Consider the following 20972-nt stretch of genomic DNA (forward strand, 5'->3'; position numbering starts at 1 on the left):
CGGAGTCACCGTTTGAGGTGTGTTGCGTGTACTGGGCTGGTAGATACGGTGTCGGGGGCCTCTCGTCAGCGGATCGTCCCCATGTGCGCGTTCTCGCTCCTGTGGAGGTACTGCCCGTATGACACCCCGGCCGGCGACCGGTGCCGCACGTCCACGCATCAGCGAACCCGGTCTGGACCGGTTGAAGGCGGTCCTCGGCGGCTGGCGTGGTGCGCTGATCGATATGGGCGGACGGAACAGACTGCTGAACTTCCGTCACACCAGAACCGCCACGCTGGAAATCACGTCGCCCGATGCCACGGCCGTGCTGAACGGTCTGGCACGAGGCTGGGACTTCGCTCCCATCGAGGAAGGCGAGAACGGCGACGAGGAGACGCTGCCTCTGTCCTTACCGACAAGCCGTGGGGAGATGCCGAGCGGCGGACTCCTCACTCAGAAGACCCGGCAGACGGCACTGGACGGGGCTCTCCGTCTTCTTCGTAACAAGTCCGCTCAGATGTACAACGACTACGGCCTGTGGGTGCTGTGGCTGGGCGTGGGCATGCTCGATTGGCGGGAAGCGGGTGCGCAGGAGACCAGCTCGGCCCCGTTGCTGCTGGTCCCGGTGGAGCTGCGCCGCGATGGACGGACCGGCCGGGTCCGGCTGTATCCGGCGGAGGGGCAGGAACCGGTCCACAATCCAGCCCTGGAAGTGAAGTGCGACCGGCTGGGCATCGACTGGTCTCCGGTGACGGCCAAGGACGTCACCGATCTCGGTCCGGTACTCACCGCGGCGCGGCACATCGCCGCCCGGCAGGACGGCTGGTCGGTCGACGAGCGGGTGGTGCTCGGCCTCTTCTCCTCGTACAAGGAGGCCATGTACCAGGACCTCCAGCAGAACGAGGACCGTATCCTGGCACATCCTCTGGTACGTGCCGTCGCGCTCGGCCCCGACTCGGAGCTTCCCGCCGACGCGATTGAGTTCGAGCCGCCCGAACTGGACCGTATCGACGAGATCCAGCTTCCGGAGCGGATCCCTCTGGTCCTGAACGCCGACGCGTCCCAGCGTCAGTGTGTCGCGGCGGCACTCGACGGGCGTTCCTTCGTGATGAACGGCCCGCCCGGGACAGGCAAGAGCCAGACCATCACCAACATGATCGCCGCACTGATGCACTCGGGCCGCACGGTGCTCTTCGTCAGTGAGAAAGCCGCCGCCCTCGACGTCGTGCGCAACCGGCTGCGCGAGGTCGGGCTCGGCGACTTCGTCCTCTCCCTGCACAGCGGTGACACTGCCAAGAAGGCTGTCGCGACGGAACTCGCCCGTGTGCTCACCACCGAGGCACGAGTCACCGGAGCCGCCGAGCACGAATTGGAGCGGGCGCGCCGGCTGCGCGAGGAGCTGTCCCGCTACGCGGCGGCGATGAATCAGGTGCGTGAGCCCCTGGGGCGCAGCTTGCACGACGTCCTGGGGCGTCTGGTCCTCCTCGAACAGGACGCAACTCCGCAGCTTCCCCTGAGCGCTGCCCATCGAGAGGCAGTCGGCACCCTGAGCGCCGGGGCACTGCAGGACGCCATCGCGGCTGCCCAGGCCATCAGCCGCGCCTGGCGGCCGGCGGTCGAGGGGGAGGCGTTTGTCTGGCGCGGGCTGGTGGGTTCCTCGGCGATGGCGGCGGCGTCGGATGCCGCCGAGGCGCTGGCCGCGCTGCGTACGGCCGGTGAGCGCAGGCCCTTCGCGGCGGCGATCGACGAACCTCGTACCGTGCACGACCTCGAACGGGTCGCGGAGTCACTCAGAGCCGGACTGCCGGACCGCGACTCGGTCCAGTCCGCCGGGCTCCCCGAGGGCGTCTCAGGCACGCTCGCCCAGCTTGCCGACCGCCTCGGCGCCCGTGAGCCGGGCAGCGCCGAGGGTGCGTTCACGCTGTTCGCGCTGACGGATCTGGCCTCCGCCACCGAGCGGCCACCGCGCGCGTGGTTCGACGCCGAAACACTGGGCAAGGCCCATGCGGCCGCGGAGGAGCTGCGCCGGGCGCTCACCGCACTCGCCGACGCGCGCGGTGCGGCTGACGACGTCTTCGGGGAGCGGATCCTCACGGCCACCGGGCTGCCGGAACTCGTGCGGCGTTTCGCGGAGCAGCACCGAGGCATCACGGGCCGCTTCTCCGCCCAGTACAAGGCCGACCGGGCGGCTGTCGCGGAGCTCACCCGGGACGGGGTCTGGCACAAAAGGCTCATAGGCCGCCTCGACCACGCCCTGGCCTGGCAGCGGGCCGCCGCCGAGGTGGCTCGCCTCACCGACCGGCACGGCGGGCTCCTCGGCCGCTACACACCTCGTACCGAAGCGGACCTCCCCGCCCTCGACCGGGCACTGGCCACGGCGGATCGCATCGCGGATCTCTCCGGAGGCATCGAGCACCGGGACAGGGTCGCCTCGTACCTCGCCGATGGCGGCTCCGTCCCGGACCCGCTGCCGGGACTGCTGGCCGGGAACGCGCGGGACTCCCTGACCGACTGGTGCGATGCCGTGGCGCACCGCGTCGGCCGCTGGTCGGACGCGGTGACGACACTCCTCGGACTTTTCGGCGACACCCGGCGAGCGCAGCTTTCCCCCGCGTTACTGGGCACTTTTGAGCAGGCCCAGCAGGTTGTGGACGCGCTTCTGGCGGACCCACAGGGCCCGGAAGAGTGGCAGGCGTACCGGGACGGGCTGGAGGTGCTGGCCCGCCACCGCGTCGATGAACTTGTGCCCCGCGCGGCAGAGCGCGGTATCCCCGCGGAGCGGCTGTCCGACGTCGTGGAACATGCCCTGCTCAAGGCATGGGCGGACCGGCTCCTCGACACCGACGACAGGCTCCGCACGACCCGTTCCGCTGACCTGGACGCGCGGGTCGCCGGCTTCCAGGAAGCCGACCGCCGCCTGGTCGAGGCGGCCGGCGGTGCGGTGATCGAGGCGTGCAATCGGCGCAGGCCCCGCAACTTCGGCAGTGGTGCGGGCAGGGTGATCATCCGGCAGGCAGAGCTGCGACGTCGCCATATGCCCGTCCGTGAACTGCTCGGCCGGACCAGGGAAGTGGTCCGGACGATCAAGCCGTGCTTCATGATGAGTCCCTTGACCGTCAGCCAGTTCCTGCCATCCGACTACCGTTTCGACGTCGTCATCTTCGATGAGGCGTCGCAGGTGCGTCCCGCCGACGCGATCAACTGCATCTACCGGGGCGATTCCCTCGTCGTCGCCGGAGACGAGAAGCAGCTGCCCCCGACGTCGTTCTTCGACGCGGCCGTCGAGGACGACGGTGACGAGTACGACGAGGGCGTGCCCGACTCCTTCGAATCCCTGCTCGATGCCTGCAAGGCCGGAGCCCTGAACGTGCTGCCCCTGCGCTGGCACTACCGAAGCCGCCACGAGGACCTGATCACCTTCAGCAACCGGGAGTTCTACCAGAACTCGATGGTCACCTTCCCCGGCGCCCTGGACCAGGGCAACGACGTGGGCGTCGGCTTCTTCCCGGTGGGCGGTACGTACGACCGGGGCGGACGACGGGACAACCGTATCGAGGCGGAAGCCGTGGCAAGGCGTGTCATTCACCACTTCGACACCCGCCCCGGCCGCACCCTCGGCGTCGTCGCCCTGTCCCAGGCCCAGGCATCGGCGATCGAGCTGGCGGTCCAGCAGGCCCTCCTGGCACGACCCGACCTCGACCACTGCTTCACCGAGGACCGGTTGCACGGCTTCTTCGTCAAGAACCTCGAATCGGTGCAGGGCGATGAGCGCGACGTCATGATCATGTCGATCGGATACGGCCCCGACGAACACGGCAAGCTCGCCCTCAACTTCGGTCCCATCAACAAGGACGGCGGCTGGCGCCGGCTCAACGTGGCCGTCACCCGCGCTCGCCACCGTATGGAGGTCGTCGCGTCCTTCCATGGCGGCAGCCTCGGAGACAGCCAGAACAAGAGCGTCCAGCACCTCAAGCGTTACCTCCAGTACGCGGAGAACGGCCCCGACGTCCTCGCCCAGGACGTGGTGCAAGCCGCCGACGCCGAACCCGAGAGCCCCTTCGAGGAGTCGGTGCTGCGAGTGCTGCGCAGCTGGGGACACGAGGTCCAGCCGCAGGTCGGCGTCGCCGGATTCCGTATCGACCTGGGCCTGCGCCACCCCGACGCGCCGGGCACCTACGCCCTGGGCATCGAGTGCGACGGGGCGATGTACCACTCTTCCAAGGTGGCTCGCGACCGCGACCGGCTGCGCGAAGAGGTCCTGCGGGGACTGGGGTGGAAGCTTCACCGCATATGGGGCACGGACTGGTACCGGGGGAGGGCCGCCGCCGAGGAGCGGCTACGGAAGGCCGTCGAGCGGGCCGTCGCGACGGACCCGCTGACCGTCTCGGCCGACGAGCCGCTGCCCCCTGAGAAGGCCAACCCGGTTGTCCCGGCCCAGCCGACGCCGAACCCGGACCCCGGCCCCACCGCCGTGAAGCACGATCGCGTCCCCGTCGACAGGGAGCCCGACCGCCCCTGGAGCGCTCCGTACGCGGTACCCGAGGTGTTCGTGACGCCGTCGGCCGAACTCCACACCCCAGAGGCCCAGCCCGCGCTGCGCCGGATCCTGACCCAGGTCATCGAGGCCGAAGGCCCCATCCACGAAGAACTGCTGGTGCAGCGTGCCCGCGAGGCGTGGGGTGTGGCCAGGGCGGGCTCCAGGATCCGCGAGAACATCAGGCAGGTGGTGCGTGGTCTGGGCCGGGCGGGCAAGGTCACGGTGGATGGCGACTTCCTCTGTACGGCGGATGGGAAGGACCTCAAGGCCCGCCACCCGGCGCACGGCACCACCCCACGCCAGGCCGCCCACATCGCCCCGGCCGAACGGCGGCTCGCCCTCCGAGAGCTGGCGGCCGAATGCCCCGGGATGTCGCGTGAAGAACTGCTGCGTCAGGCCTGCGATTTCTTCGGCTGGCGGCGCCTGGGCCAGGACATCCGTGCCGCACTGGAAGCGGATGTCGCCGAGCTGTACGCACAGGGCGTGTTCGTCGGCGCGGAGGGCCGGATCACGGTGGTGCGGTGAGTCCGGCCCCTCCGGCGAGTCCGGTAAGCCGGTCAGGGCACCGTCAGCCCACCGGCTCCGGAGCCTTGGCCTCGGCCTGGACGAGTTCGCGCAACTTGGCCCGCGTCTCGGCGTCGGTGGAGTAGATCACGGTGCCCACCATCCCGCGAGCAACCGACCTGACCGAAGCCGGCCTGGTCGGTGGCACACAGCGTGGCCAGAGGCGCATTGGAGGCTACGGCACGCCGCTGACACACGGCCTCCCCGTCACGCACTCCACGTCGCGAACCTGACCGGTTCACGGAGTGCCGCGGACGCTCCGTCGAGATCGGCCAAGCGGGCGGCCAGCGTCGCCTCCGCGAGGCGTTGCGGAAGGGCGGCGCTGAACTTCAACCCGGCCAGGGCGCGCGGATCCACCGAGGGCAGGCACAGGTGCTCGGCGCCCTCGGCGACGGCCTTCTTCCACTCCTGCGGCGTGATGTCCTCGCGCAGCCGGACGTACGCGTCCGTGGGGCGCTGGAGGGGGTCGGCGACCGAGGTGAGCGTGGCGGCGAGGGTGGCATTGGCGCGGTAGCCCGCCCACGTCCACCAGCGGACGTTCGTGTCCCGCCCACCCCGCATGATCACAGTGCCGCCGGGGTGTACAAGGTCGGTGCTCGCCTCGCGAGCCTGGGCGAGTGCGCCCTCGGCACGCCGCGTGAGTGCGACTGAAGGTGTCGCGCCGAGCAGCACCTCCCGTGCCGCCCGCGCGAGCTCGTACGAGGCGCCCCGGGCGAAGCCGACGCCACCCCAGCGGGCCCTTCCGCCCCCGTCCACCGGCTCGACGAAACAGCGGCGTCGTGACCAGTCGATGTAGGTCACCTGCCAGCTTCGTCCGGCGAGCAACAGTCGGCGCGGTCCGACGATCTCGTCAGTGAGCAAGGCGGGGTCCGTGGTCCCGATCTGGGTACGGCCGGACAGCACGGTGAACTCCGGGGCGGCGGTGAATACCGCCGTGAGATCCATGAAGTGCCGGAACCCGAAGCGCTGTTCCGCCTCCGGGCCGATGAACATCAGCCCACCGTCCAGATTCAGGTAGCCCTCGTCGAGCAGATGGCGCACGATCGGCTCCGCCGACGTCCCGAACGGGCCGAGCCCGCCCCACCAGTCCCGCCACAGCCGGTCCCCGACCTGGTGCTCTTGAAGACACAGGGCGAGCACCTGCTGGGCCGTGATGTGCCGGGGCTCCGGCGGCGCGACGACCGGTTCCACCCAGCCGCGGGACCAGAGCAGGAGAAGGGCTGCCGCCGACAGCAGCCCGGATTCGTCCACTGCCAGGAACAGGCAGTTCCGCTGTGAGCCGGGGCGCCGCCCGGTGCGGCCCAGTCTCTGGAGGAACGAGGCGACCGTGGCGGGTGCGTCGATCTGGATGACCCGGTCAAGATCACCGACATCGATGCCGAGTTCCAGTGTGCTCGTGGAGACGATCACGCAGTCGCGGGCCTCGGCGAAGGCTTCTTCCGCCCGGCGCCGCTCGTCCGCGGACAGTGAGGCGTGCGAGAGGAAGGTGGTCACGCCTTTCGCCCGCAGCGCTTCGCCGAGCTTCTCCACATCCCGGCGCGCCTCGCAGAAGACCAGACGCTTCTCGCCCCGGTGCAGCGCCGCGATCACGGTCGCGGCGTTGGCCAGCGAACCCACGTAGTCGAGTTCGATGTCGCCGGGAGGAGGGAGAGCGGGTGCCTTCTCCCGCAGATGGGGGGCGACGACCCGTGCTGTGCGCTTGCCGGCCCCCGACCCCTGAAGCCAGGTCAACAGCTCTTGCGGGTTCCCCACCGTCGCGGAGAGACCGACGCGTTGGACCGACCGGCCTGCCACCCGTTCCAGCCGTTCCAGCACGGCCAGTAGATGCCAGCCGCGATCGTCGCCCGCGAAGGCGTGTACTTCGTCGACGACGATGGTGCGGAGACCCGAGAAGAAGGCACGATGGTCGACGTTGGCGCTGACCAGCATCGCCTCCAGGGACTCCGGAGTGGTGAGCAGGACATCCGGCCGGTCACGCAGGATGCGCTTGCGGCGGGTCTGGGGGATGTCGCCGTGCCAGAGGGCTGCGGTGCGTCCCAGCCACGAGGTGTACGTCTCCAGCCGGGGCAGCAGGTTGTTCAGCAGGGCCTTGAGCGGACAGACGTACAGCACCGAAGTGCCGGTCCAGCTCTCCTCCGCCATCCGCGACAGGACAGGAAAGCATGCCGCCTCGGTCTTCCCGCCGGCGGTGGGCGCCAGCAGCACCGCGTCCGCCCCGTCCATCAGCGGTGCGATCGCCTCTTGCTGGAGTGGCCGCAGGCCGGGCCAGCCCAGGGAATTCACGATGTGGTGGACCAATCCCCGGTGCAGGCGGTCCAGCGGATCGGAGCCCCCGGGCGCCTCCGTCACGGAAGCTCCAGCGCGATGTTATCGGCACTCACAGCCGCTGCGGCGTTGGCCTCGACCTCGCTCAGCTCCGACGTGCGCACAGTGAGGGCGTAGTGCTCGCGTGGGTCGAACTCCTCGAACTGATCAATGCGGTCGAGTACGTCGCCGACGAGCTTCTTCAGGAACAGCCGGGGCGCCACACCCACCTTGCCGCCCAGCGCCCCGCCCACGGCCTTGGCGAGATCGGCGATATAGGCCTCGTCCGCGAGAGCCTTGACGCGGTCCGGGCTCGACGAGCCACTCGCGTACAGATCCCGAATCGTCAGCCCCAGGCCGATGAGCGAGTCGAGTGTGAAGCCGGACAGCCGCAGCTGCACGGCGCGTGGATTGTCGAAGCGGGGATCGGTGCTGAAATCGGTGGCCAGGCGCTGAGCCAGCGGTGCCAACCGCTGTACGCCCTGCTGCCCGTCGTAGAACGCCGGTGTCCCGGTGATCATGAGGTAGAGCCCTGGGAAGCGCCCCGAGTGCACCTCGTCGATCAGCTGGCGCAGTGCGTTCAGTGCCTTGTCGCGTGCGTCGGAGCGGACCCGTTGGAGCGTTTCCACCTCGTCGAGGACGACGAGGAGTCCGGCGTGCCCGGAGTCGCGCAGCACGGTCAGGAGGCCCTGCAGGAAGCCGAGGGCGCCGAAGTGGTCCAGATCGCCTCGCACCCCGGCCGCCTTGCGTGCCGCGGCGGCCACGTGCGGCTGTCCGCCCAGCCAGGCCATGACCGCTGACGCGGTTGCCTCGTCTCCCGCCGCGAGAGCATTCCGGTATCCCCGTAGCGCGATGGCGAACGAGGGGGCGTGCCGGGAGACTTCGACGAGCCGGGCCGTCATCAGCCTCTCGACCTCGTCGGGCAGCCCCTCTTCCGAGGTTCCGCCGGCGAGGGCGTCCTCTTCCAAGGTGTAGGACCAGGCGTCCACCACGGGTCGTAGGGCACTGGGCGGGAAGCTGGGTGTGGCCAGCCGCTCGGTGAGCCGACGGTAGACGGTCTCCAGTTTGTGCAAGGGTGTCTCGTTCTCGGAGACCTGGATCTCGGCGACGGCGAAGTTGCGGCGCTTGGCGCGCTCGCCGAGCCACCGGGTGAAGAACGTCTTGCCCGAGCCGTACTCACCGCGGACCGCCTTGAAGACGGACGCCCCCGACTCAACCGCGCCGAGTTCCGCGTCGAGCGCCTTCTCGAATCGCTCCAGACCTGTTGCGAGGAGGTCGAGCCCGCTTTCGGGGACGGCGCCACGCCGAAGGGCGTCGATGACATCACGGCGCCGGGCCGCGCTGACGGGTCCGGTTCGGCCGGGGCTGTCGGTACTCACCCCATCAGTCTCCCACTGCGGCAGGCGGTGCAGGCGGGCCCGTCATCGCACTTGACGCGCGGTTGGTCACTTGGTGCAATCGTACGTTCACCGTTCAGCTTCAATCGGGGAGAAGACCCAGCGTGGCGCTCGACGGCCTCAATCTAGGCGCTGTTCTCAAGGACGTCGCATCCGGAGCCCTTCAGTTACCTGATTTCCAACGTGAATGGAAATGGGATGACGAACGCATCAGGGCCCTTATTGCGACCGTGACGCTCGAATATCCGCTTGGTGTCGTGATGGCGCTGCAGACTGGTGGAACGGCCCAGTTCAAGCCCCGCACGCTGAGCGGTGCGGAGAGCGCCGAGGGGACGACGCCGGACTTACTGCTCCTGGACGGTCAGCAGCGCATGACCTCCTTGTACCAGTCCCTGTACCGGGATCAACCGGTTGAGACGGTGGACGCGCGGGGGAAGGACCTCAAGCGCTGGTACTACATCGACATCGCCAAGGCCATCGGAGCACCGGCGGACCGTGACGACGCGGTCGTCTCCGTGCCCGAGGACCGGATTCTCCGGAGCGACTTCGCCCGCAAGGTCGTCCTCGATCTGAGCACGGTCGAGAAGGAGTGCGCGACCGGTTTCTTCCCGCTCCACATCGTGTTCGACATGCAGCGCGTGACCCAGTGGCTGCAGGAGTTCGTGAAGGCGGACGGGGCGAACTGGGAGACCTGGAGCACGTTCCAGGAGCAGGTCCTCAACCACGTGACGCAGTTCCAGGTGCCCATGATCAAGCTCCCGGCCTCCACCACGATGGACGCCGTGTGTGCCGTCTTCGAACGGGTGAACACCGGCGGAGTGTCGCTCAACGTCTTCGAGCTGCTCACCGCCACCTACGCGGGCAACCAGGAGCATGTCGCGGAGCGCGGCGACTACTACCGGCTTCCGGTCGAGTGGGAGCAGATCAAGAAGGACCTGACGTCGTCCTACCCGGTGTTCGGCCGCATGGAGGCCGGCGTCGAGGACGGTTTGAGCAGCAGCGACTTCCTGCAGGCTGTCGCGCTCGTCCGTACCTGGGAGGAGAAGCAGGCCGGGCAGCGCAGCGCGGTGTCCTGCAAGCGTCGCGACCTGCTGCGGCTGCCGCTCACTGACTTCCGGCGCCTGGCGCCACGGGTGGCGGAGGCGTTCAAGTGGGTGGGGGCGTTCCTGGAGCAGCAGTGCATCGTCCGCACGGCGGACCTTCCGTACCGCACCCAGCTCGTGCCGCTGGCCGCCGTCCGCGCCGTTCTCGGAGAGGAGCTGGACACGCCTGGCTCGGATGAGCGGATCGCCCAGTGGTACTGGTGCGGAGTGCTCGGCGAGATGTACGGCGGATCGACCGAGAGCCGTTTCACGCGCGACGTTGAGCAGCTCATCGGCTGGCTCCGCGGTGAGGAAGGGACCATCCCCGACACGATCACCGAAGCCGCCTTCCTGGACGACCGGCTGGACAGCCTCACGACCCGCAACAGCGCCGCATACAAGGGCATCTACGCGCTGCTGGTCAAGCAGGGTGCGGTGGACTGGTACTTCACCGAGGCGCCCCTGACGGCGGGCCGGTTGATCGAGTACAACGTGGACGTCCGGCAGATCTTCCCCAAGGGATGGATCGCCAAGAATGCCTCGGCGCAATCGGCCAAGGCGAACTCCATCGTCAACAAGACGCCGCTGTCCTTCCGGGCGAGCCGAAGTCTCGTGGGGTCTCCCGCCGTCTACCTCAAGTCGCTCACGCTGGAGTCCGGGATGCGCCCGGAGTGGTTCGACGATGTCCTCGCCACTCATCTCATCGACCCGTCCACCTTGCACGAGGCGGACTTCGAGCGCTTTTACGAGAACCGTGCCTTGCAGCTGCTTGACCTGGTGAGGTCTGCCATGGGCAAGCGCACGGTCTTCCGTGACACGGCGGGCTGGTGAGCGGGGTCATGCCGCAGACGCCGTCCGAGGAACAGCTCCTCGCGCTCAAGGGCAAGAAGATCCCGGTGAAAGATCTCCTCGCGCTCTTCGGGACGCGGGTGCGAAGCGACCAGGCTGTGCTGTTCATCACGCAGACGCTGAAGGATGCCGGCCTCTCCACCGTCCCCTACTTCGCCAACTGCAACGGCCGCGCCGATGTCCACATCGTGCCTCTTGAATCCGTTCCGCAGCCGGAGGAGGAGCCGGACGATCAGGAGGAAGAGGAGGAGCTGGATGGACTGACGGCCGGAGCGCTGCCTCCGCACTCCTTCCGGATCGGGGACCTTCCTGCCGCGTCCGGCGGGGTCGACTGCGTGCCGTCGGACGCGCAGGTCACCACAGCCACCTACCTCATGCGCACCAAGAACTACTCGCAGGTGCCCGTCATCGACGGCAGGACGACTCTGCATGGCGTCGTCACCTGGAGCTCGGTGGCCAAGATGTATGAGACCAACGCAGCGATCACCCTGGCCAACGCCTTGGTGGACGCCCCGCCGATCGCCAGCCCCCGTCAGGACTTCTTCTCCCTCCTGCCGATCATCAGCGAGTACGGCTATGTGCTCGTGAGGGACAACAGCGGGCAGTTCACCGGAATTGTCACAGGTGCGGATATCACCGAGCGTTTCGATGCGACGGCATGGCCCTTCTTCGTGGTCGGAGAGATCGAGTTCCGGCTCCGCAAGTGCCTGGGGGCGGCCCTCGACCCCGAGAACATTCGCGCGGTGCAGCCGAAGAACAAGAAGACCGGTCAGATAACCGATCTTATGTTCAACGGCTATGTGAAGCTTCTCGACGGGCACCAGCAGAACCCGGCCTTCTGCCCCCTCGCCGACCAGAATTGGCAGGCCCTTGGCTGGACCGGGGTGGACCGCATTCAGTTCGTGCACCAGCTCGACCGGGTGCGGGCGGTCCGCAACAGGATCGCGCACTTCGAACCCGAACCGCTGTCGAAGAGGCGGACCGACGAACTGCGCCAGTTCGTGGGTCTGCTCCGGCAGCTCACCTGAGGCCGGTCGCTGCGGGACCGGTTACGCCAGCTCGAACTGGTCCCGCAACAGACCCGTGTGCAGCCGCACCGTCCTGCCGTCCGGCAAGGTCTCCAGGACCTGCACTCCGTCGTGGTTCAGCAGTTGCCGCAGTACGGCGGCGAAGCCATCGGCCGCCCGGGAGGCGGGCAGGCCGATGCGCTGGGCCAGAGCGGTCACCGGGAGCGTGCCCCCCGCCTCCAGCAGGGCCAGCACGGCCTTCTCCACCCGGGGCAGATCCGGCTTGCGGGCGAGCAGCTGTACCTGGGCGCCGAAGACTTCGGAGGCCAGCAGACCACTGACCAGCGTGTCGTCCGGCGAGACCGGTTTCGCGGAGAGCAGGCTGTCCTCTCTCTCCGACGGGACCAGTGCCACGTCGAAGAGCGAGTCGTGGCTCCTGGCCAGCTCGGCGTCCGCCTTCGCCCGCTTGGACGGCTTCTTCACCGGGGCGGGTGCCACGGTGGGCCGTACCGGTGCCGGCTCGCCGTCAGCGGTGTCGAGCGACCACCACGGCGGCTGCTGGCTGCCCAGCTCACGCCAGCCGCTCGGCGGCTCCGCCCCGAAGGGAAGGAAGGCCAGGACGGGGATGGCGACCTCGGCCAGGGAGACACCGCCGTGGTAGCCGGCCTTTTGCGAGGTGTATCGGGAGTCGGAATCCCACAGTGCGACGATCTCCCCGCCGGGCTCCGGAGCGACCACGCGCGGCCCCGAGAGGGCGATCTCCGTCTCGGCGAGTGGGCCCGCTCCGGACCGGTGCCGGGCGGATTCCACACGGTCGGGGTCGGCATCGACCCGCACCCCGTGCCGGTCGATGACATGGCCGTGGTCGCTGGTGAGGATCACCGCCCGGCCCTGGGTGGCGGCGAAGCGCAGCAGGTCGCGCAGCCGCCCTATGTCCCCGAGCCGCCAGGCGCCGTCTCCGAGCTTCTGCTCGGTGGCGAGCCGGTCGTCGATGGTGTTGAGTACCACGGCGACACACGCACGGTCGCTGACGAGGGCCTCGTGCAGTTCGGGCCCGAGCGGGGCACCGCTGGTGTCGCCGCGCAGGTCGTCCTTGTGGAAGACGGCGGCCTCCTCCTCGCCCCAGAAGCGGTGCTCCGGGAAGAGCCTCTTCTCGTCCGCCTGGGTGCCCCTGGTGAGGCGGGCGGCGAACAGGGAGGTGCGCGACACGGCCGTCACGGTGGGCAGCGCGGCGGCCATCGCCCGGCGCACCGGGGTGCCCTTCGCCTTGGGCAGTGGGTCGTACTCCACCCAGTGGTCGCGCAGTTCCTCGCCGAGCTGGGCGGCGATGGCCGCGCTCATCCCGTCGAGGACCAGCAGCAGCACCTTGCGCTTCCCCGCCTTCACCACGGGGGCGACGACCTTGGGCAGGAAGGTCTCCACCGTCAGCATGTCCTCCGGGGGCCTGCCACCTTCCGTCCAGGCCGCCAGCGACCGGGCGAAGTGCCGGTCGATGTCCCTGCGGTGGGCGCGTACGGAGGTGCCCAGGGCGTCGTAGGCGGACTTCAGCGTGGCGTCGGGGTCCCCGCCGGACTCGATGTGGTCGAGCGCGAGGTCCACCCAGCCGGTGTCGGAGACATGCCGGCCGATGCTGTCCCGCACGCTGTCGTGCTCCGCCTCGCTCTCCACCGTCGGCCGGGCCGCGAGCCACTGGGTGAGCCGCTGCGCCATGCGCGCCCGTTCGATACGGGGCCGGGCATCGGGCTCGGGCGCGAGCCGGTGGTCGTCGAGGGCCGCCACCGCCTGCTCGATCCGGGCCCGCTCTCCGGCCAGGAGGGCTTCGCCGATGGCGGTGAACCGGGCTTCGAGCCCCGCGGCCAGCAGGGGGCTCATACGGGTCGCCTGTTCGGCGCCGAACTGCCGGGCCAGGGAGGCCGCGCGGTCGCGTACGGCACCGGAGAGGCGTCGCGCGGTCGCCGCCGACTCCTCGTGGGCCGACCGTCCCGTCAGCAGCAGTCCCGAGACGTACTCCTCGCAGGACCGTCCGAAGGCCGCCACCAGCGCGTCCAGGGCCTCGCCCTGGGCGGGTGGCTCTTCGCCGAACCAGCGCTCGGCCCGACCCCGGGCCCGGTAGTTCTCCGCGTCCGCGGCCGCGTCGGCATGCACCCACAGCGCGGCGCACACCAGGCCGAAGGCGACGGCGTCCGCACCGTGCTCGGCCTCGGCCAGGGCGAGCAGCGCCCGCCCGGCCTGTCCCGCCTGGTCCGACGAACCGAGGAACTCACGGATACCGGCGCGCTCGGGCGCGCGCAGCGCCAGGTAGCGGTCCGGGCCGCCGGACGCCAGCGACCACTGCAGCAGCGTGTGGATGTCGAGTTCGTCGCCGTTCGCGGACAGGGTGTGCCGCTGGTCGCGGTCCGGGTCGTACCGGCCGATGCCGAGCCTGCGGAGGGTGAGTTCGCTGAGCGCCTTGTCCCTGGACAGTACCCCGCCCGGAAGCCGTGGCCAGCCGCCCGGCGGGGTGGCGTCGAGCAGTGCCTCGGCGGCCCAGGTCTCGTCGACCAGCCAGCGGTCGGCGCTGACCGCGCCGAAGGATTCCCGGACGACGTCCCAGGTGTCCACCGCGTTGACGCGGTGCCGGTGCACCTTGGCCAGCAGGTCGGGACCGAGTTCGGCCTCCTCCCGGTCGGTGAGCACCACCAGCACGTCCGGGCCGGTCGCCGCCGGCGCCCGGTGCGCCAGCACCAGCTCGTACGCGGCGAGCGGCGAGGGCGCGGGGGCCACCGACGCGTGCCGATGCTCGCCCCACGGCAGCTCGGCCGGGCCGTCCCAGCGCGGCGCGGCACGCAGGAGGACGGCCCGCCGCTTGCCCGGGTTCAGGCCGGGCTGCGACGCCAGGTACTGGGCGATGGTGGCGGAGTTGAGCCGCACCGCACTGGTGGTGGCCTCCGTGCTCGTGCTCGTCGTCGTGGTCGTCACCGCACCCGCCTCGTTCCGCTCATTCCACGACCCGCCAGCTGATCTCGATCGTCGCATCGGGTTCGGTGGCCGTCAGTTCGTCCAGTTCGGCCCGGAGCTGGGCGATCGCCTGGGATGCCTTGGCCCGTCCGCCGCCCGACCGGCGCGCGGCACGAGGACCGGGCAGCGGGTGGTTCGTGGACACGGGAGGCCGGGCGGTGTCGTCGTTCAGACTCACCGCGTTGGGCGTGGTGAGCGGGGCGGCTGGGGACACGGGGGCCGGTGTGGCCGTGGGGGTGGCCGCTGGAGGCTGGGGCCGGGCTGCCGCCTGGCTGCGCTCGATGACGGAGACGATGGACTTCCGCGCGTCCCGCAGGGCTTCCTCGAGCCGCATCGTGCGCTGATCCGCGCGTGCCGCGCCGCGCAGCGCCTCCAGTACCGCCTCGCCCTGCGGCCCGTAGTTGGGCGCGAGCTTCAGCATGTCCCAGGCCGCGACGACCAGCGCGTCGGCGACGGCCTTGGCCTGCTTGATCGAGGACCCGTAGCGGCCGGCGGATGCCTCACCCAGATCGAAGGTGGCGAAGGTGGTGATGACCTGCTTGGCCGCCGCCGAGCCTCCCGCCGTGCTCTCGGAGAGGTCGCGCAGCTCCTTGAGCAGGTCACGCGAGCGGCGGGCGAGAGTCAGCCGGCCCGTCGCGGACTCGTCGGCCCCGTCCAGGCCGAGCAGCTTCGCGTGCTTCTCCAGCTCCTCGACCAGCGTGTCCACATGCGGCTTGTAGTCGCGGGCCTTGGCCGTGATCTGCCGGGCGAAGTGGCTGACCAGCCGGCCCCGCCGCAGCTTCGGGGGCTGTTCGCCGAAGATGTCCCAGAACCGACGCCCCGCCTCCTCCCAGACCGTTTCGTCCGGCAGCGGCTGGGAGCGCAGACCGTCCTGGGGCTTGATGGCCGCCAGTTCGGGCGCGGGGTCGAGCAGCGAGCCGGAGCGCACCCACACCCGGTCGTCCATCTCCGCGTACGAGGCGATGACCAGGTTGGTGAGGAAGACGTCGAGTCCCATCGGCTCGGGCCGGTCGATCCACTCGGTCAGCTTGACCACGCTCAGGTCGCCCGGACCGCCGTCGGTGCGGGCCTGCAGGTTGAAGTGGTCCACCCAGCGGCTGGAGAGCCGGAAGTAGACCTCCTTCTGCTGGCCGAGGCCGAGGGGCGCGGCGATCCGCCGCATCCACACCCGGTCCTTGGAGGGAACCTCGACCTGCCGCTCGGCGGATTCCGCCGCCGCCCGGATGTGGGCGAAGACCGTACGGGCGTTCCCGGGCGTGACCGCCGTGTGGGTGCCGTCGGGGTCGAGGTCGGGGTGCGCGGGGAACTGGTGCGCCAGCAGCTTCTTCACGATGTGCCGGGCTGCGTCGGACAGCGTCTGGCCGATGGAGACCTTCAGGTCGGGCACGTCACGCAGTGATTCGAAGTGGTCCTCGAAGGACACGTCGACATCGGACGCCTTCTTGTCCGCGCAGCCGTACGCCTGCTTGAAGGCCGCCGTCACCGTCTTGATCAGGGACTCCCGCTGCTCTTCGAGGAGCACCCTGGCCCGCGCCCGGTTGTCGGCGTTGAGGTGCTGGGCGTAGTGGGTGTCGAAGCGCCGCTGGTCGGCGAGCGCGTAGTCGATGACGACCAGCTTCTGGAAGTCCTTGTAGCGGGGGGCCGAGAGATAGGTGGGGATCCAGCCGACGGTGCGGGGCCCGGTGCCGGACTGCTCGCGCAGCCCGCGCAGCCGGTTGACCGCCTCGACGGAGCCATGCTCGCTCTCCTGGTACGGCAGGTCGATGACCAGCCGCCACAGCCCGTCCTGGCTGGGTGAGAACTCGTGGTCGGGCATGTTCTCGTGGTCGTTGACGTCGCCGATGACCACCTCCGCCGTGCGGTTCGAGCCACGCCAGACGAGGGTGAGATCGTCCGCGCTGCCCAGCCGCTCGTGCACCTCCAGGCCCAGCTCTTTGGCCAGCAGCCGCCTGGCCAGGGCCCGGCGGTTGGAGCGGTTGTTGTTCACGTTCGCGTTGGCGATGACGGAGTCGACGTCCACCCCGGCCAGTTCGAGCCGCACGCCCGGGTTGAGCTTGGTGCCGGTCGCCTTGATCTCCACGAAGTGGGTGGCCCACTCGTCGACCTTCGCCTTGATCATCCCGACCTCCGCCCCAGGGATGGGGGAGAGGACCGAGCCGTGGTTGAGTGCGCCGAGCCGCCGGATGGTGAGGTCGCGGAGGGCGGGCACGCCGGGGGCGAGGGCGGACAGCAGCAGCGTGCACATCAGCCGGTTGTCGCCGACGAAGCCCTGGCAGCGTCCGAGGAGCTGCTGGTCGGTGATGGTCTCTCGACGGTGCCGGTAGCGCTCGACGTCCTCCTCGGTGATCTCGTACGTCGCGAGGAGGTGCGGCCGCAGCTTGGTCCGGTACAGCTTGTCCGCGACCTTGAACTCCACCTTCAGGCTGTCCACGAACGGCTTGTCGCCGCCGTCGGCGATGACGGGGTAGAGGTCGCCGAGCGGGATCAGGTTCTCCAGCGTCGCGTCGTCCCGGTGGTCGGCGAGGAGCTGGCCCATGAGTTTGAGGCCGGTGCGGGAGCGCTGGAGAGCGGAGGAGATGTGGACGAGGGTGTCCATGAAGGCCGGGGAGAAGGGGTACGTCAGCCGGAACGACTCCTCGTCGGCCCCCGTCGTCGTCTCGTCCGAGCCGAGCAGCACGTCCCAGATCTGCGGCCCGACCCGCTTGATCTTGGCGAAGGCGGCGTCCAGCTTGGCGGCGGCCTCCGCGTCCTTGGGCGTGAGGAGGCGCGCGTGGGCGATCTGAGGGAGGTTCCGGTCCTCCAGCGTGATCTTGTCGAAGCGGCCGGAGGCGAGGTTGAGGCTGTCCTGGATCGCGGTCTCGGCCGCGCCGGAGGTCTCCTCACCGACGAGTTCGCGCAGGTCGCGCTGGCGGGCGATGAACGAGACGATCGGGATGGCGCGACGTGAGTCGGCGCCTTCCACGAAGTTGGTGATCTTGTCGGTCTCGCGGGAGACGAACTTCTGGTCGTGGATCCGGTTGGCGAGCCACAGGATCAGCTCGTCCAGGAAGAGGATCAGCCCGTCGTAGCCGAGGGACTTCGCGTGCTCGGCGATGACGGCGAGGCCGGCGTCGAGGGAGATGAACCCGTGCTCGTCCTCGGCCGCGTGCCGGGCGAACCCGGGGAACCAGGTGACGCTCGCGTCGTGCACGAGCTTCGCGCGGAGTTCGGCCGGGGTGCTGGGGTTGACCAGGTTCAGGTTCACCTCGCCGCCGTCCAGCTCCTCGGCGGCCAGCGCGGTGTCGAGGAGTTCCGGCGTCCAGGTGAACGGATCGCCCCACTCGTCGTCGTCCTCGTCGTCGGCGGTGGCCCCGGGGACGGGGGCGTCGGCGAGCCCGGCGATGAAGGCTTCGTCGCCCACGCGGTGGCGGTGGGAGCGGATGTCCTCGAAGAGCGAGTCGGTCCGGTACACCTGCGGGGTCGGGGCGTCCTTGTGCTGAGGCAGGGACTTGACGTGGCTGACGTAGCCGCCGAGGACCCGCTGCTCCAGGGACTTCGCGCCGAGCATGTGGTACGGGACGAGCAGGAACCGCTTGCCGTCGGTGCCCAGCCACTCGTGCTTGGTCAGCACCGGATCGAAGTCCCCGCGGCTGCGGACGGCCGGGTCGCCCCGGAGGAGGGCGTGCAGGACGGCCATGAAGTGGGACTTACCGGAACCGAACGAGCCGTGGAGATAGGCGGCCTTCGAGGTGTGCCCGTCGAGGGACGCCTTGATGAGGCTGAGCGCCTCGTCGAAGTTCTCCAGGAGGCGTTCCGTGACGACGTAGTCGCGGAGGGCGCGGGCGGCTCCTTCTTCGGCGACGGCCTCGGCGAGCTTCAGAACGAAGTCGGAGGTGGAGATCGACGTCTTGATGTCGATGACGTCGCGGAGCAGTGGGGCCGTGCCGGTGGCGTTCGGGGCCATCTGTGTCTCGCTTCTCCTGGTTCCTGCGTCCTGTGTGCGCGTAAGCGCGTGGGCCTGGACAGCAGGGTCTCCCCCCTGGCCCGGGGCGGCGACGGTTACGGATGGTCTCCGTGCGGCCCCGGTGCGTCGTCGTCAGCCGTCGCGAATCGGTCGTGCGACGGCTGTGGCCCGTACCCGATCGTAACGGTTTGCGTAGAGGGGGGAACCGGTGTGCGGACGGGCTGGGGGTGGGGGGAGTGACCGGTGGGGGAGGGGGCTACAGGTTGTCGAAGTCTCCGGCGGCCATTCCGGCTTTGAACGCCTTCCACTCGCCGGAGGTGAAGCAGAGATGGGGGCTCGAGGGGTTCTTCGAGTCACGGACGGCCACCCCGCCGTTGGGGAGGGCTGCCAGTTCGAAACACTGGCCATTGTTGGCGGTGAAGCTGCTCTTCTGCCAGGAGAGCGTGGCAGGGTCGATCGAGTAGAGGTCTATCTTCTCCATCAGTCAGCTGTCCCTGTTCCTCGTGTGAGCGATGACGTCACGGCTCACCTCCGGAGAGAGGGCCGCATCGGCAAGGCTGCGGAAGAGTCGATGTAGGCGGCGCAGATCTCGTGGGTCGTCCATAGTCAAGCTACCAGCGACGGACTCACCGAAGGCCACGTCGGGAACGTCCTCGTCCGAGAACTGCAGAATCATGAACGCCGAGATCTGAGCGGCTTGTTCACCCTTCTCGTAAGGGACGATGCGGAGATCAACGCTCGGGTGCGTCGAGATCTCCAACAGGTGCTCCAGCTGCTCCCGATGTGTGCGCTCGCCCCCTACCTGGAAGTCGAGTGCGGCCTGCGCGATCACGTAGTGGCACTCAAGCGGGGACTCGGTGTCGTGCAGACAGTTCCGCTGCCGCAGACTGCGCACCTCGACAAGAGCCTCGATTTGGTCTGGCCCCAACGAGGCAAAGCCCACGCCAGTGACGGCCTGTGCGTACGCTTCGGTCTGCAACAGTCCCGGCACGATGCCGACTTGGTACTCGTGGACGGTGGAGGCTGCTGCTTCGAACCCGAGGAAGCGTTCGTACTGCGCGCTGATGACCTCGCTGTACCGAGCCCACCATGGCTGCTGCCGTTCCCGCGCGGCAGCGTGCAACTCGGCGAGTTCGTCGCGCTGGTCGCCGGGCACCTCGTAAAGATCCATGAGCTGAGCGAAGTGCTCCTGGGAGCACACGCGCTTCCCGTTCTCGATGCGGCTGATCAAAGAGACGTCGCAGCCGAGTGCGGCTGCGACCTCTGCGATCGTGTAACGCTTGGTCTCGCGGCGCAGGCGGCGTAAGGCTCTGCCGAACGTTACGCGAGACATCAGCAGCGTGCTGTTGCCGTTACTCATTGCTGCTCCTCATGTTGGGTGACCGGCCTAAAAGTTGCCCTGTAACCGGACATGTGCGGTCTAAAGGGCGTCGGAAGCGAACGACACCTATCGTCGTGTCAATTGACACGTCCGGTGACTTGACGATGCCAAGGCGTGAGGTGCAGCTTAGCTCCTGTGACGCAATGCGCTCAACTGAATGCTGAGTGTGTTCGAAGTCCCTGCGTGCGCAGAGAGACGCATGGGACGGCTGACGACCGAGCAAGCTCCCACCCCTCATGCGGGGTTCGGACTGCTCGCTGGACCGGTGGGAGCTGTCATGGGTGAAGTTCGCGAAGTGAAATTCCGGCTGTCTCGTCGGCGGAGCAGTGTTCCGAGGGCGCGTGCGTTAGCGCATTCCGTGCTCGGTGACTGGGGTATCGGGCAGGCGGCGCACACGGCGGAGTTGGTCCTCTCGGAGCTGGTGACCAATGCGATGCGCGTGCGGGTTCCGCGTGACCGGCTGGTCGGAGTGCGGATCGCATGGCTGCCGGAAGACGGCCTCCTGCGCCTGGAGGTCAGCGACGCAGGCGAAGGAAAGCCCGAGGTGCGGGCGCCCGGGGAGGACGAGACGGGCGGGCGAGGGCTGCTGCTCGTGGAGGCGCTGGCTGATCGTTGGGGTTTCGAGCAACGGGCGTGCGGGATCGGAAAAACGGTCTGGGCGGAGCTGCAGGCCCCCGACCTCGGTACGGGCCGCGACGGGATCGAGGTGGCTGCGGTAGCGGTCCGTGAGGGTCAGTGCGTACGAGTGTGGGGCGCTTGGCGAACGGTTCGAAGGGTGGACACTGAGCGTTCTGCGTCGGGCGGCAGTTGCACCGTCGTGCTTGAGTTGGACGACGGTTTCGAACTGCGGGTCGGTACCGACGCGCCGTTGACCGTACGACAGCCGGGTGCGTCCTCACCGCGCAAGGGCGGGGAGGACGCATCGGGATAGC

At 69.2% G+C, this 20972-nt stretch carries 10 protein-coding genes; 4 read left to right on the forward strand and 6 right to left on the reverse strand.

The genetic code is table 11. The features are described 5' to 3' along the window. Positions 1–118: 118 nt before the first annotated feature. The gene (locus N6H00_RS26925) at positions 119–5041 is read left to right on the forward strand and encodes a DUF3320 domain-containing protein (protein WP_268974402.1); all 4923 of its coding nucleotides are present in this window, start codon (positions 119–121) and stop codon (positions 5039–5041) included. Between the two features lie 246 nt (positions 5042–5287). Here the strand turns inward: N6H00_RS26925 and N6H00_RS26930 are convergent, their stop codons facing one another. Then, a complete protein-coding gene (locus N6H00_RS26930) occupies positions 5288–7429 on the reverse strand; it encodes a DEAD/DEAH box helicase (RefSeq protein ID WP_268974403.1) in 2142 nt (713 codons plus the stop codon). Further along, on the reverse strand, positions 7426–8763 hold the full coding sequence (gene brxD, locus N6H00_RS26935; RefSeq protein WP_268974404.1) for a BREX system ATP-binding protein BrxD: 1338 nt from the start codon (positions 8761–8763) through the stop codon (positions 7426–7428). Before brxD ends, N6H00_RS26930 begins: the two co-directional genes overlap by 4 nt. A 122-nt stretch (positions 8764–8885) precedes the next feature. On the opposite strand from brxD, the gene N6H00_RS26940 reads away from it, so the two are divergent. Both N6H00_RS26940 and N6H00_RS26945 read left to right on the forward strand, forming a co-directional pair. Further along, positions 8886–10694 (forward strand): DUF262 domain-containing protein, encoded by a 1809-nt coding sequence (locus tag N6H00_RS26940; RefSeq protein WP_268974405.1) that lies wholly within the window; start codon positions 8886–8888, stop codon positions 10692–10694. Positions 10695–10702: 8 nt separating this feature from the next. Then, positions 10703–11740, forward strand: coding sequence for a CBS domain-containing protein (locus N6H00_RS26945; protein WP_268974406.1), 1038 nt, complete (start codon positions 10703–10705; stop codon positions 11738–11740). A gap of 21 nt (positions 11741–11761) precedes the next feature. Here N6H00_RS26945 and pglZ read toward each other — a convergent pair whose 3' ends face one another. From pglZ to N6H00_RS26965, 4 genes are all read right to left on the reverse strand, one after another. Then, on the reverse strand, positions 11762–14677 hold the full coding sequence (pglZ, locus tag N6H00_RS26950; RefSeq protein WP_268974407.1) for a BREX-2 system phosphatase PglZ: 2916 nt from the start codon (positions 14675–14677) through the stop codon (positions 11762–11764). A 19-nt stretch (positions 14678–14696) separates the two neighbouring features. Then, on the reverse strand, positions 14697–18659 hold the full coding sequence (gene pglY / locus N6H00_RS26955) for a BREX-2 system ATPase PglY (protein ID WP_268974408.1): 3963 nt from the start codon (positions 18657–18659) through the stop codon (positions 14697–14699). 256 nt (positions 18660–18915) lie between these two features. After that, positions 18916–19140 carry a DUF397 domain-containing protein gene (locus N6H00_RS26960; protein WP_268974409.1) on the reverse strand — a complete coding sequence of 75 codons (225 nt, stop codon included), beginning with the start codon at positions 19138–19140 and terminating at the stop codon, positions 18916–18918. Positions 19141–19143: 3 nt separating this feature from the next. Next, entirely contained in the window at positions 19144–20019 is an 876-nt protein-coding gene (locus N6H00_RS26965) for a helix-turn-helix domain-containing protein (protein WP_268974410.1), read from the reverse strand. Between the two features lie 298 nt (positions 20020–20317). Between N6H00_RS26965 and N6H00_RS26970 the strand changes: the two genes are divergently transcribed. Further along, complete coding sequence (locus N6H00_RS26970; RefSeq protein WP_268974411.1) at positions 20318–20971, forward strand: ATP-binding protein; 654 nt, start codon at positions 20318–20320, stop codon at positions 20969–20971. Position 20972 lies beyond the last annotated feature (1 nt).

It is taken from the genome of Streptomyces sp. S465, assembly GCF_026898115.1.
Taxonomy (GTDB): Bacteria; Actinomycetota; Actinomycetes; order Streptomycetales; family Streptomycetaceae; genus Streptomyces; species Streptomyces luomodiensis.

What these genes read in the sequence shown, in the direction of transcription:
- N6H00_RS26970 (WP_268974411.1), top strand. Translation starts at nt 20,318, where the DNA reads ATGGGTGAAGTTCGCGAAGTGAAATTCCGGCTGTCTCGTCGGCGGAGC.
- N6H00_RS26965 (WP_268974410.1), bottom strand. Translation starts at nt 20,019, where the DNA reads ATGAGTAACGGCAACAGCACGCTGCTGATGTCTCGCGTAACGTTCGGC.
- pglY (WP_268974408.1), bottom strand. Translation starts at nt 18,659, where the DNA reads ATGGCCCCGAACGCCACCGGCACGGCCCCACTGCTCCGCGACGTCATC.
- N6H00_RS26925 (WP_268974402.1), top strand. Translation starts at nt 119, where the DNA reads ATGACACCCCGGCCGGCGACCGGTGCCGCACGTCCACGCATCAGCGAA.
- N6H00_RS26960 (WP_268974409.1), bottom strand. Translation starts at nt 19,140, where the DNA reads ATGGAGAAGATAGACCTCTACTCGATCGACCCTGCCACGCTCTCCTGG.
- N6H00_RS26945 (WP_268974406.1), top strand. Translation starts at nt 10,703, where the DNA reads ATGCCGCAGACGCCGTCCGAGGAACAGCTCCTCGCGCTCAAGGGCAAG.